The sequence below is a fragment of the Saltatorellus ferox genome (assembly GCA_007751475.1).
In the GTDB taxonomy this organism is placed as follows: Bacteria; Planctomycetota; UBA1135; order UBA1135.
The window spans coordinates 6,622,042-6,634,776 of the sequence record CP036434.1; the positions used below are offsets into that span (position 1 = coordinate 6,622,042).

Consider the following 12,735-nt stretch of genomic DNA (forward strand, 5'->3'; position numbering starts at 1 on the left):
CATGATTCTCACCACGCTTATCGCAGCCGCCGCCGGCTGCCAGGAAACCGTTCCGACCGCCGTTCCGATGACCGAGGCCGACGTCTATTCCGTCGAGTCCTACAGGACCCCGGACGGCTGCGTCCTCGAGGTCGGCGGCGTCGGACGATTCAGCGATGGACGCCTCGCCGTCTCCACGCGCCGCGGCCAGGTCTGGATCGTCGAGAACCCGCTTGCAGAGAACATCGAGGACGCGAAGATCACGCTGTTCCACGAGGGACTCTGGGAAGGGCTCGGCCTCGACATCAAGGACGACGAGATCTACGTCATCCAGCGCGGAGAGATCTCGAAGCTGAAGGACCTCGACGGCGACGGGCGCTGTGACGAGATCACGACGATCGCCAACGACTGGGGCGTCAGCGGCCACTACCACGAGTTCGCGTTCGGGCTTCCGCGCGACAGCCAGGACAACTGGTGGATGAGCCTCAACGTGAGCTTCGGCGATCCGGAGTGGTGGCACGGACGCTCCACCGTCCCCTACCGCGGCTGGGTGCTACGGGTCTCGCCCGACGGCACGGTCACGCCCTGGGCCGTCGGTGTGCGGAGCCCGAACGGCATCGCGGTGGATTCGAAGGACCGCGTGTTCGTCACGGACAACCAGGGCGACTGGGTTGCGTCCAGCCCGATCTATCACATCCACAAGGATTCGTTCTACGGTCAGCCGAAGAGCCTCAACTGGACCGAGAAGTACCGCGCCAGCGGCAAGCTCGCCCACGACGAGATCCCGCCGCCCGAGGCTTCGGTCGGTCGCGAGGCCCCTGCGATCTGGATTCCGTACGAGTGGTCGCGCTCGACCGGCAATCTCTTCGAAGACCGCTCTGGCGGCAAATTCGGCGTTCCGGAAGGTCAATTCGTCGTGGCAGAGCTCACGAACGGCATGATCCTGCGCGCGGGCTTCGAGGAGGTCCAGGGACAGACCCAGGGCTGGATCCTGCCGCTGCGCCAGGAGATCGGCTCGGTGAACCGCGTCTTCCAGATGCCCGATGGCACGGTGATCTGCGGCCTCACGAACCGTGGCTGGGGTGGACGCGAGCCCGCCGACGGACTCATGCGCGTGCGCTACACAGGCAAAGCGCCGATGGAGATCGCCGGCATGACCATCCTCGATTCGCCCGAGCCTGAGACCGAAGACGGCGAGTGGGGAGCGTACGGCTTCGAGCTGACCTTCAGCGCGCCCGTGGCGGCCGGCTGGGAGCCCAGCACCGACAACGTCGACTTCACCCAGTACGACTATGACTACTGGTGGGAGTACGGATCCCCCGAGCGTCACACGATGAACATGGAGCTGGAGGAAGCGACGCTCTCCGAGGACCGCACGAAACTCGTCGTTCGCTCGTTCGATCTCTTGCCCGCGATGTGCGTGCGGCTGAAGCTCTCGGGCGTGACCTCGGAACAGGGCGCGCCGCTTCTCCACGACACCATTGCGTACACGATCAACCAGCTCCCGAGCGGTGCGAAGACCAACGCCTACGTGGCCAAGGTCGTTCCTCCGCCGCCGAGCCGCGGCGATACGAACGCGGGCGTCCTGCGGCTTTCGTGGGGCGATCCCTTCGGCCAGTTCGAGTACGAGGGATGGGAGGTCGCGGATGCGAAGCTAGACACGAACGACAAGACCACGTTCACGATGTCCACCGGCAATGGCGCGCTCGTCAACTCCGGGGAGAACGCGTCCGCCTACGTCACCAGGGGCAGCTTCGGCGACGCGCACGTGCACGCCGAGTTCATGCTGCCCGAGGGCGGACGAGGACGCGTGATGCTTCCGGACGTTGGCGCCATCGAGCTCGCCGATAGCCCGGCGAAGTGTGGGGAGTACGGCGGCAGCCCGCCGTCAGAGTCTGCCTACACGCAGGCTGGCGACTGGCAAGAGCTGGACGTCTACTATCGCGTGGCGCAGCAGGATTCTCCGGCGTTCGTCGATCGCGTGGTGCTGAATGGTAAGACCATTCATGAGGGCATCGAGATCGCCGACGCCACGGGCGCGCGCGGTCCGATTCGCTTCGAAGGCGACGGGCTCATCGCGCTGCGCAACCTCCAGGTCAAGCCGCTCGACCGCCCCTCCGAAGAGGGGGAGTGGACGTTCGTGGACGCCAGCGCGACATGGGATGACTGGGATCTCGTCGGCGATGCCATCTTCGAACTCGGCCAGGACGAGATCGTTGGAAAAGGTGCGCTCGGCTATCTCTGGACGCCGCTCGAGGACCTCGAGAACGTCACGGTCCGCGCGCGGGTCCAGGTGAACTCGAACGGTGCTGGCGCGGTCATCGTTCGCGCGCACGACGTTCCTGCCGATGAGTTCCAGGGCTACGCCGTTCGGCTCAACGCCACGTTCCCAGACGGTGCGCTCACGGGCTCGATCCGAGCGGGCGAGCTCAGTGCGCCGGTGAAGAGCGAGCTGATCGCCCCGGACACGTGGGTGGATCTGGAGATCGACGTGACGACGCCGGAGGCGGGCGGGGAGACCACCGTGGTGGTGTCGCTGAACGGGATCGAGGTCAACCGCACGGTCGATCCCGACGGCGATCATGCGGAGGCCGGCGGCCTCGCGTTCCGCTGCGACCACGACGGCACGGTCATGAAGATCCGGAACGTTCGCTACCGCACGAAGTAGCGCCTTCGGGGTATCAACCCGGCGTCAATGCCTTGGGCATGGGCGCCGGGCGACGTACTTCTTCGCGCCCAGTCTCCGCGCGCCCAGTCTCCGCGCGCCCAGTCTCCGCGCGCCCAGTCTCCGCGCGCCGAACTTCTGCGCGCGGGACTTCTGAGCGCAGAACTTCCAGGCGCTGAACTTCCATGCGCTGGGCTCTCCTGCTGAGAATTTGGTCGTTGAGTTCATCCCGGCTCAACGGTTTGCACAGCACCTGGGCCATGCCGAACTGTCGAGCCTGCTGACGAATGCCCTCGGCGTCGGTTTCGGTCACCGCGACGATCGGCGTGTTCGCCGTACGCGCTCCCGGGCGGCGGAGTTCCTGGGCCACGTCGAAACCGGACATGCCGGGCATGGCGCAGTCGAGCATGATGATGTCGAACTCCGAAGCCTCCGCGAGCGCGAGGGCCTCGGCTCCGCTCGTCGCGCACTGGACTTGCGCGCCGAGTTCCGTGAGCACCCGGCAGCCGATGCGGCAGGCCAGAGTGTTGTCGTCGACGAAGAGGACACGGATCGCACCCAGCACTTCGTCCACGGCGGCTTCGAGCCTGCGGTAGGAGTCGGGACTCGGGCGTTGATCGAGGGGGGACATCGGATCAGAGAGTCAGTGGGTTCTCGTCGACGCTGGCGGCCGCGGACACGATCTCGTTCATCTCCATCTGCGTCACGCCCAGCGAGACCGCCGTCGGCCAACGTAGCGGCATCGAGAGGTTGGCCGTCCCGCGCGCCGTGACGTAGCGGGCGAGGGAGACCGAGAATACCGCGACCTGGGCTTCACGGTCGGCGGGCGGCTCCCCCATCCCGTCCGCCATCGAGGAGGCGGCGCTCTCGATGGCGTCGGAGAGCTTCCAGGCACGAATGAGGATGACGCTGAGCGTCGGCGCGATCCTGTTGGAAACCTCACGTCGAATGCGCGAGGGCAGCGTGCTACCGGAGCGTTCCTCGACGCGGCGGATGAGCTGATGCGCGAGCGGTGGCCCGACGCAGAGAATGAGGCCCGCGAGGATGGATGCGCGGTTCTTGCCGAGCTTCAGCGACGAAAGTCGCAGGGAGATCGCGCCCGCGAGGCGAGCGATGCTCCACATCTGGCTGCCACCGAGGACCTGGCCCAGTGCAGGGCCGAAAACCTTTACACGAGCCACGTCGATGACCGCGATCTCCCAGAGGGCGCGCATGCCGATTCGCTGGGACGCGGCCGCGGTGTTCTCGATGTAGCTCTCACCGGCGTACAAGGCCGAGTTGGCCAGGCGCAGAACCTGAGTACGCAGCTTCTCGTCCCTCTCGAGAACGGCGCCCACGATCTCCGCGTCGTACTCTCCGCTGACGGCGAGTTCCGCGAGCTCGAGGGCGGCAGGGCTCAGGTTCGGGAGGGCCGCCGTGGCCTCTTCCAGCTCAGCCGTGAGCGCGGCCGTCCAGGCCTCGTCCAGCCCCACAGGGAGGCGAATTTCCTCGAGGAGGTTCATACTCCAGTGCTGATCGGCCACCCTGGTCAGCTTCCCGCAGCGAAAACCCGCATCCGAGTACCATGAATCCCAATAGAGCAACTTTCCATTCCCTGGCCCTGGGAGTCTTCCTGGCAATCGCCTACGCGTTTTGGGACACGTCCTTGGGGGCGTGCCCGGAAGGCCAGCCTTCAGCGGAGGGGATCGTGCTGGCCATAGGCGGCGGCTCCACTCCGCGCCCGGCCATTCGGGAGGCGCTCGCACGGGTGCGAGCCCGGGGTTCGGAAAACGTTTCCGTGGTGGTACTCGCCTGGGCGTCGAGAGCGGAGAACCGCGGAGAGCCTTCGTCGGCGATGTGGCTGGAAGAGGGCGCATCGTCTTCTGTGGTTGCGCCGGATGAGGAGGCGGCTGCGGCGAAGCTTCTCGCCGAGGCCGACGTGATCTGGATGGGCGGCGGGGACCAGGACCGGCTGCTCGACGAACTGGAGCGACTCGGCCTGGTCGACGACCTTCTGGCGGCTCATGCACGCGGGGCACTGATCGGCGGCACGAGCGCTGGCGCCGCGGTCCTCGGCAGCGTCTGTATCGCAGGAGACCCGGAGCCAGAAGCGTACGTGGTGGGCGGAATGAGAGGGCGCGCGGGCCTCGGTCTGCTTTCCCATACGATCATCGACCAGCACTTCCGGGAGAGAAAACGCGAGGGGCGGCTCCTGACGGCGGTGCTCGACGCGGGTCGAGCGGTCGGGTATGGCGTGTCCGAATCCACGGCCCTCTTCTTCGAGGAAGGCGCGGTCACGGTCATGGGATCCGGGGTCGTCGTCGTGTTCGATGCCAGGCAAGCGACGGTCGAAGGAGGCAGCGAGGACGCGGGCGCGCTCCGAAGCGGCAGCGGCATCAGGACGTCGATCTTGAGCCCGATGCGCGACGCAGGACGAGAGCGATAGCTCCCGGGAAGGAGCGCCTCGGTCAGGAGCGCGCGCGACGGCTAAGATGGCGGCAGCATGCTCAGAACCATCTACTCGACAGGGTGCTTCGCGTGGATCGCGACCACCTCCGCGGCTCTCCCCTCCCCCGCAGCCGTCGTTCAGGAGGCAACTGGGATTCCGGTCCTGGTCGTCTCGGGCGAGAACAACCACGACTGGCGATGGACGACTCCATCGCTGGTCCAGATCCTGGAGGAGGCAGACCTCTTCGACGTCGTGGTGACGTACGAGCCTGCGAAGGATCTGGCGGATGCGGACCGTCTCGCGGGCTACGCAGCGGTGGTCCTCGACTACAACGGCAAGCGCTGGGGGGAAGCGGCAGAGACAACGTTCCTCGATGCGGTGCGCCACGGCCTCGGCGTCGTCGTCGTACACGCTGCGGACAACCACGGGCCGGGCTGGATCGAGTACGAAAAGCTCGTCGGCGACCTCTGGCGGGAGGGCACGGGGCACGGTCGTTTCCATCCGTTCAACATCGAGATGACGGACCGCGATCATCCGGTCACCCATTCGCTCCCCGATATCGTCATGCACCCGGACGAGCTGTATCACCGGTTGGTGAACGTGCATGGCGTCGATCGGCGCGTACTGGCGACGGCGATGTCGGATCCCGACACGGGCGGTACCGGGAGCGCGGAGCCGATGGTGCTGGTGAAGAGCTATGGCGACGGCCGGATCTTCCACACGCCGCTGGGCCACGTGTGGTCGAACTCGGCGCCGCAGCAGGCGTCGCACAGGGACACTCAGTTCCGGGGCCTGCTGACCCGCGGAACGGAGTGGGCCGCCACCGGCACCGTGCGCGACGTGCGCACGGCCCCTGCGCCGCTGACGGACGCCGAGAAAGCAGACGGCTGGATCTCGTTGATGGACCGCGCGGCCTGGCGCAGCTTCAGCGGAAGCGCGACACCGGCGGGTTGGAACTTCAACGGCGAGACGATCGTGCGCGAGGCGAACGCAGGTGACATCGTGACGAACGAACTCTTCGGGGACTTCGAGCTGACGTTCGACTGGAAGACGACGGTCGCGGGCAACTCGGGGCTGAAGTACCGGATTCCCGCAGAGGCAAAGCAACCGATCGGCATCGAGTTTCAGCTCCGGGATCCTGCGGACGACGAGAAAAAAGCCGAGCATCGGATGGGTGCGATCTACGACGTGGTCGACGCGGCGGAGGCGCCGTTCACTCCCTGGGGTGAGTACCGGACGGCCCGGATCGTGGTGCGCGGGCCGAGGATCGAGCACTACCTCGATGGAAAGCTGATCGCCGCCGCAGACGTCACCTCCGAGGAGTGGAAGGCGGCCGTCGCGGACAGCAAGTTTGCCAAGGTCGAAGGCTTCGGCCAGCCCGCGCCTGGAAGGCTCCTTCTCCAGGACCACGGGGACGAGGTATGGATCCGAGGCATGCGCGTGCGGCGCCTTGACGGAGACGCAGTGCCAGTGCCTGCGAGCAAGAACGAGGACGGCGAGTCCCTGCTTCCTGCGCCCGGCTCCCTGGACGGCTGGACGAGTCATGGTGACGCGATCTATGCCGTCGAGGGCGATACACTGATCGGATCCGCGGGCCCGAACCGTCGCCAGAGTTTCCTGATGTCGAACGACTCCTTCGGTGACTTCACGCTGGACGTCGACCTGCTCATGGAGCAAGAGGGCAATTCGGGGATCCAGTTCCGCAGCTATGTGATGGAGGATGGCCGCGTGGCTGGCTACCAGGCCGAGATCGACCCGAGCCCGCGGAGCTGGTCGGCCGGGATCTACTACGAGGGCCGCCGCGGCTGGCTCGATGATCTCTCGGACAATGAGCCAGCCCGAGAGGCCTTCGACGAGGCGGGCTGGAACCACTACACGATCGTGGCGGACGGCCCCCACCTCCGAACGTGGATCAACGGAGTCCCCGCCGCCGACCTGCTGGACGCAGAGGATCTCACTGGCCAGTTCGGCTTCCAGATCCACGGCGGCGACGACGACATCCAGATGCGCTGGAAGAACCCCCGTGTGATCCGAAGTGGCCAGCACGAGTGGACCCCGATCCCGACCCCGTCGAATGAGACCGCGGCCTTCGATTCCTCCCCGGCCATCCGCACGAGCATCCTGGGCGACAACGCCGAGGCGGTCCTCCACCACGAGGACGGCACCCAGTCCCCGCCATTCCCCCTGAAGTCCTCGAAGTTCTGGCACGCCGGCGGCCACAACGAGCTAACGGCCATCCGAAACGCCTCCCGAACCGTCATCCAGCTCAACGGCTCGACGATCCTGGAGGAATCAAAGATCCCCACCAAGTCCCTGCAAATCACTTCCCCGTCCGCCCCCCTGGAAACGACCCGCTGGGAACGCTGCCAAAAGACCCCCTGACCCCGGCGCGTATCCGACACAAACGGACCAGGTGCAAACGTACCGCTACAAGGGAACCTGGTTCCCTTGTAGCGGTACGTTTGCACCTGGTCCGTTTGTGTCGGATACGCGCCGGGGTCAGTCGTTGGCGGACATGGGCTGGGTGCGGCCCGCCGTTTCTTTTCTTTGGACCTCGACCATCGCGGGCGTGATGGGGTCGGCGCCGTTTCCCCACGAGCGTCGGATGAAGGTGAGGACCGCGGCGAGGTCCTCGTCCTCGCCCTCGTAGCGGGGCATCTCCTGGTTCCAGGTCTGACCGTCGATTTCCACCGGGCCCTCCAGGCCGTGCATCAAGATTCGGATCAGACGGGGCTCGGGGCCCACCACGAAACGGGTACCTCGCAGGGTCGGCGCCTTTCCCTCCTCTCCCCCGCCGTGGCTCTGGTGACAGGTGGCGCAGGCCTCCGTGAAGACCTCGGCGCCCCGATCGAAGAGAGCCTTCTCGGGCTCGGTGAGGTCCCGCGGGATCTCGATCTCCACCGCGCCCGGCTTTCCGGGCCAGGTGCAGCCCTCGTCCACCGCAGCAAAAATCGGCGAAGATGCGTCTGGGACGGGCGAGGCCGTGGAAAGGGCCACCGGCATCGCGCGCAGCGGCAGGGGAAGCCGCTCGCCCTTCGGGCCCTTTTGCCTCGTCGCATAGAGGCCTTCCAGCAACGCATCGCTCCACCACTTCGCCGGATGCGTCAGCGCCAGATCGACCGCCATCCCGACGTTCTCGTACACGCCTTCACGCCCCACGCATTCCGCCAGCTCCTTGAGCAGCGCCTTGCGTCCCGGCCGTTCCTCCAGCCAGTCCTCGCGCTCCGCGAGTGCCGCCAGGAAAGCCGCCTCCCGGTACTCCAGGCCCGAGATCACCGCCGACCGCTCCAGCGAAGACGACGCATCCGTCGTCATCCTGTCCGCGAGCGCGTCCTGCGCGACCTCCGCGTCCGACTCACCGATCGCCAGGATCGAGTAGAGCCGCGCCCGCGGGTCACGGTCCGACGTCACCATCCCGGCGACCTGCGTCAGTAGATCGTTGCCTTCCAGCCCCAGCCACGAGCCCGCGATCTCCGCCGCCACACAGCGCACCCGACTATCCGTGGATCGCAGCGCACCCGCCAGTACCTCGGGCGTCATGTAGCCCACGCCGTCGAGCGTCCAGAGCGCGTGCACCGCCCCGATCGCGTCCTGGCCGCCCGCGATCTCGCGCAGCGCCTCCAGCACCGACGCCTCCCCGTCGACGCTCTCGACCAGCAGGCGCTGGGCGTTGTCCCGCAGCCAGGAATTGTCCGAAGTCAAGAAGCCCGCGAGGTCCACCAGCGGCGCCCCGAGCAGGTCGACCTCCGGCGCCCCGACGGCCGCATCGCTGCGACGCACCCGCCAGATCCGGCCGAGCCCCATCGGCCCCGCCAGGTCCCGCTCGATGATCTGCTTGCGCAGGAAGCTCGTCAGGAAGATCCGGTGCTGGATCAGACCTCGATACATGTCCGCCAGGTACAGCGTTCCGTCAGGCCCCGTCGTACCCGCCACCGGACGGAAGCGCTCGTGGGTCGACGTCAAGAAATCGACCTGCTTATGCACGCTCGTGGCCACGAGCTTCGCGCTCCCCTCCGCCTGGGCCAGGTCATAGCGCTTCACCAGGTTGCCCGTCGGCTCACACACGAAGATGTCTCCGTCCGCCGCCTCGCCGAGCCCTTGCCCGCGCAGTACCGTCGGGCTGCACGCCGCCGTGAACGCCGCCAGCGTGAAATCGTCGCGCAACGTCGCGGGCTGATAGCCGCGGTTCACGCCCGGGTTGATGCGCGAAGGGAACGTCGCGTTCTTCGCATCGACACCCGCGAACGCACCGTGGAACCGACTCTGGTGCGAGTTCCGCACGGCGTAGTGCGACGGAACGATATCGCAGTACAGCGGGTTGGGATTCGTGTTGCGCATGATGCGCCCCACGTCGTCCATCGAAAGGCCCCACTGCCCGCCACCGCGCGTCCTCTGGATCTCCCAGCGCGGGTTGCCCTCGTCGTCGAACGTCCTGCGCACGCGCCGATCCCAGTTGGAAAAATGGATCCAGTTGTCGAGCCCGAGGATCGGCGTGTTGATCGCGTGCTCCGGGTTCGCGAGCCCCTGGGTGAGCCCGGTCGCCACCACCTCGCGCGTGTCGAACTCACCGTCCCCGTCGTCATCCCGGAGGAAGACGAGATCCGGCGGTAGCACGCAGAGCGCGCCGCCATGCAGCGGCACGACGCCGCGCGGCAGCACGAGTTCCGTCGCGAAGTTCGTCCGCGAATCCATCGTTCCGTCGCCGTCGTCATCCGTCAGGATCGCGATGTTGCCGATCGGAGCATGCTCACCATTCCCGTCGATATCGGGCATGTAGCCCGTCATCTCGACGACCCAGAGACGGCCGAGCTCATCGAACACGATCTGCACGGGATCCACGACGAGCGGCTCGGCCGCCACGAGATCCACGACGAAGCCCGGCGGAACCGAAATCGTCGCGCGCTCTTCCTCGGGCGAAAGAACGGGCGCCGGCGGAATGACGAGGTCGGCAGGGAGATCACCCTGCACTTCGCCCTTTCGATCTCCGTTCTGAGCCGCCGCGGGCGCAGCGATCGAGGTCAGGAACGCAAAGAAGAGGACCGAGCCAGGAGCAACCGAAACCGTGATTCGCATGCCCCCATCGTAACGCCAAGTCGGCTTCCATCGACCGAGCGGATATGAGACCGCCCGATCGGCGAGGAGATCAAACGCTCGCCTGACGCACGTGCGTCAACCAGCCGCCGCGATCCGGAACGGTCCCCTTCACCCGGGCGAAGAACTCGGTCTGCAAGCGCTTCGTGATCGGCCCCGGCGCCGCTTCTTCAAGGGGTTTCCCGTCCACGGTGCGAACCGGCGTGATCTCCGCCGCCGTCCCGGTCATGAACATCTCCTGGGAGAAGAACACGGCCTCTCGCGGGATTCGCGCCTGTCGCACTTCGATCCCGAGTTCCTCGCACAGCTCCATCACCATCCCGCGCGTGATGCCAGCGAGGATCGAGTTGCCAATCGGCGGCGTCAGCACCACGCCATCCTGCACCAAGAACACGTTCTCCCCGCTACCCTCCGACAGGTACCCGTCGACGTCGAGCACCAGACCCTCGGCGTAGCCGTGCCGCACCGCCTCCTGCACCACGAGCTGCGAGTTCAGGTAGTTACCCGACGCCTTCGCCATCGCCGGATGCGTTCCTGCAGCCATCCGGCGCCACGAACTGAATCCGACGTCCACCCCCGTATCGAGGCCTCCCTCCGCATGGAGAGAATTCCACTCCCACGTCGCGACGCTGATCTGGATCGGATTTCCCTTCGGCAGCACCCCGAGCGGCCCGAACCCGCGAAAAACCAGCGGCCGCACGTAGCAGCTCTCGTGCCCGTTGCGTCGCACCGTCTCCAGAATCGCCGCCTCGATCTCCGACTCCGAGAACGGGATCTTCATATCGAGCACCCGGCTCGAGCGGAAGAGCCGCTTGACGTGGGCCTGGAGCTGGAGGATCGCGGGCCCCTCCGGCGTCGAATAGGCCCGGATGCCTTCGAATACGGCGTTGCCGTAGTGAAGGCTGTGGGAGAGCACATGGACGGTCGCGTCCGCAAAGGGGACGAGCTTCCCGTCCATCCAGATGAAGTCTGAGGGCTGCATGCGGCCGACAGGATAGCCCCGCGACCGACCTGGGCCGTACAATTCCGCCCATGCCCCAGAACATCATGAACGCACCCCACGGGATGAACCTCGTGATCGAGTGCAAGGACGGCAGCGCAGTCATCGGTCGCTTCGACGAATCCAACGGCTTCGAGGTCGTGATGCACGACGTCGATCTCTGGTCCGCCGACCAGGGATCGGAGGAAGAGCGCGATCAGTGGATCCGCCAGACCGCGACCTACGGGGTCGCCGTCAAGGAGCGCGACCATACTTTCGCGGCGAGCCTCGTGAGCCAGTGGCGCTCCCTCGGCGACATCGAGAAACTCGTCTAACTCCCCCTCAAATGCCCTCCCCAGCCCTCACCATGCGTTGCGCCGCAGCGCTCTCCACCGAGTCCAACCTGGACGCGGCGGTCGGCGAGGTGGCGGACGACATCGATGCCCAGCTCGGCGGCGAAGCCCCCGACATCCTCTTCGCCTTCGCGACCCACCACTACGGCGCCGACCTCGCCCGCGCCGCCGGCGAACTCGTGGAGGCCACGGGCACCCGCGCGCTCGCGGGCTGCACCGGCGCCTGGACCGCGGGCACGGGCAAGGAGGCCGAGAACTCCGCCGGGATCTCGGTCCTCGCCGCGACGCTTCCGAACACCGAAATCCGCGTTGCCCACCTCGCGCCCACCTCTGCGGGCGGCCGCGGCGTGGGCCATTTCGAACTCCGCGACGAGTCCCAGGCCAGCGTCGTGCTCCTCGCGGATCCCTTCAGCTTCCCGTCCACCGCGTGGCTCAAGGAATTCCACCGCCAGTACCCCGACGTTCCGCTCGCGGGCGGCCTCGCGAGCGGCGGAATCGCGCCCGGTCAGAACCTCCTCTTCGCGGGCGCAGACCCCGTGAACTCGGGCGCCGTGGCGGTCATCCTCGAAGGCGAGACGCGGATGGTGAACGCCGTGAGCCAGGGCTGCCGCCCGATCGGCCCGCCGCTGGTCGCCACGAAGGTCGACGGCAACGTGATCCTCGAGTTCCGCGGAGAGGCCGCCGCCAAGGTCCTCTTCGAGACCCTCGAATCCCTTCCCGACGAGGACCGCCAGCTCTTCCAGCGCGGCGCCTTCATCGGCCGCGCGATCGACGCCGCGAAGAAGAAGTTCCGCTCCAGCGACCTGCTCGTCCGCAGCATCCTCGGCCTCGACCCCAAGCGGCACGCCGTCGCCATCGCGGACGACGAGCTGCGCGCCGGGTCCACGCTACAGCTCATGGTCCGCGACGCCACCTCCGCCACGGCGGAGCTGCAGTCCACGCTCGAACTCGCGGGTCTGGAGTCCTTCGGCGAAGCGGTCGGCGGGCTCCTCTTCACCTGCGGAGGCCGCGGACGCAGCATGTTCGTCGGCCCCGATCACGACGCGAACCGTATCGAGGCCCTCTTCGGACCCGGCTTCCCGATGGCAGGGTTCTCCGCCGGCGGCGAGATCGGCCCCATCGGCGGCGAGCCGTTCCTCCACGGCTTCACCGCCAGCTCCGCCTTCTTCGTCCCCCGGTCGGCTGGCATCACGATGCCATCGGAAAGCTCGGACGCCCCGTCAGACCCCAGCTGAACCGC

General features: G+C 67.0%; 9 protein-coding genes. 5 read left to right on the plus strand and 4 right to left on the minus strand.

The features are described 5' to 3' along the window. Position 1: 1 nt before the first annotated feature. Positions 2 to 2,647 carry a 3-keto-alpha-glucoside-1,2-lyase-like domain-containing protein gene (locus Poly30_RS24005; RefSeq protein ID WP_145203560.1) on the plus strand — a complete coding sequence of 882 codons (2,646 nt, stop codon included), beginning with the start codon at positions 2 to 4 and terminating at the stop codon, positions 2,645 to 2,647. Positions 2,648 to 2,660: 13 nt separating this feature from the next. Here Poly30_RS24005 and Poly30_RS24010 read toward each other — a convergent pair whose 3' ends face one another. Next, complete coding sequence (locus Poly30_RS24010; protein ID WP_145203563.1) at positions 2,661 to 3,275, minus strand: response regulator; 615 nt, start codon at positions 3,273 to 3,275, stop codon at positions 2,661 to 2,663. 4 nt (positions 3,276 to 3,279) lie between these two features. Further along, positions 3,280 to 4,146 (minus strand): HDOD domain-containing protein, encoded by an 867-nt coding sequence (locus Poly30_RS24015; RefSeq protein WP_419190591.1) that lies wholly within the window; start codon positions 4,144 to 4,146, stop codon positions 3,280 to 3,282. Between the two features lie 278 nt (positions 4,147 to 4,424). On the opposite strand from Poly30_RS24015, the gene Poly30_RS24020 reads away from it, so the two are divergent. Next, positions 4,425 to 5,069, plus strand: coding sequence for a cyanophycinase (locus Poly30_RS24020; RefSeq protein WP_419190592.1), 645 nt, complete (start codon positions 4,425 to 4,427; stop codon positions 5,067 to 5,069). Between the two features lie 57 nt (positions 5,070 to 5,126). Further along, positions 5,127 to 7,454 (plus strand): 3-keto-alpha-glucoside-1,2-lyase-like domain-containing protein, encoded by a 2,328-nt coding sequence (locus tag Poly30_RS24025; RefSeq protein ID WP_145203572.1) that lies wholly within the window; start codon positions 5,127 to 5,129, stop codon positions 7,452 to 7,454. A 117-nt stretch (positions 7,455 to 7,571) separates the two neighbouring features. Here the strand turns inward: Poly30_RS24025 and Poly30_RS24030 are convergent, their stop codons facing one another. Together Poly30_RS24030 and Poly30_RS24035 are read right to left on the minus strand one after the other, a co-directional pair. Then, on the minus strand, positions 7,572 to 10,145 hold the full coding sequence (locus tag Poly30_RS24030; protein ID WP_145203575.1) for a DUF7133 domain-containing protein: 2,574 nt from the start codon (positions 10,143 to 10,145) through the stop codon (positions 7,572 to 7,574). Positions 10,146 to 10,215: 70 nt separating this feature from the next. After that, positions 10,216 to 11,145, minus strand: coding sequence for a branched-chain amino acid transaminase (locus Poly30_RS24035; RefSeq protein WP_145203578.1), 930 nt, complete (start codon positions 11,143 to 11,145; stop codon positions 10,216 to 10,218). Between the two features lie 50 nt (positions 11,146 to 11,195). Between Poly30_RS24035 and Poly30_RS24040 the strand changes: the two genes are divergently transcribed. After that, positions 11,196 to 11,477 carry a hypothetical protein gene (locus Poly30_RS24040; RefSeq protein WP_145203581.1) on the plus strand — a complete coding sequence of 94 codons (282 nt, stop codon included), beginning with the start codon at positions 11,196 to 11,198 and terminating at the stop codon, positions 11,475 to 11,477. Between the two features lie 32 nt (positions 11,478 to 11,509). After that, positions 11,510 to 12,730: an FIST signal transduction protein gene (locus Poly30_RS24045; RefSeq protein WP_419190593.1), complete on the plus strand. Its 1,221-nt coding sequence runs from the start codon at positions 11,510 to 11,512 to the stop codon at positions 12,728 to 12,730. Positions 12,731 to 12,735: the final 5 nt, after the last annotated feature.

Excerpts from the sequence above, each read along its gene's own strand:
- Poly30_RS24025 (WP_145203572.1), top strand. The coding sequence starts at position 5,127 with ATGCTCAGAACCATCTACTCGACAGGGTGCTTCGCGTGGATCGCGACC.
- Poly30_RS24035 (WP_145203578.1), bottom strand. The coding sequence starts at position 11,145 with ATGCAGCCCTCAGACTTCATCTGGATGGACGGGAAGCTCGTCCCCTTT.
- Poly30_RS24015 (WP_419190591.1), bottom strand. The coding sequence starts at position 4,146 with ATGAACCTCCTCGAGGAAATTCGCCTCCCTGTGGGGCTGGACGAGGCC.
- Poly30_RS24010 (WP_145203563.1), bottom strand. The coding sequence starts at position 3,275 with ATGTCCCCCCTCGATCAACGCCCGAGTCCCGACTCCTACCGCAGGCTC.
- Poly30_RS24005 (WP_145203560.1), top strand. The coding sequence starts at position 2 with ATGATTCTCACCACGCTTATCGCAGCCGCCGCCGGCTGCCAGGAAACC.
- Poly30_RS24045 (WP_419190593.1), top strand. The coding sequence starts at position 11,510 with ATGCGTTGCGCCGCAGCGCTCTCCACCGAGTCCAACCTGGACGCGGCG.
- Poly30_RS24040 (WP_145203581.1), top strand. The coding sequence starts at position 11,196 with ATGCCCCAGAACATCATGAACGCACCCCACGGGATGAACCTCGTGATC.
- Poly30_RS24030 (WP_145203575.1), bottom strand. The coding sequence starts at position 10,145 with ATGCGAATCACGGTTTCGGTTGCTCCTGGCTCGGTCCTCTTCTTTGCG.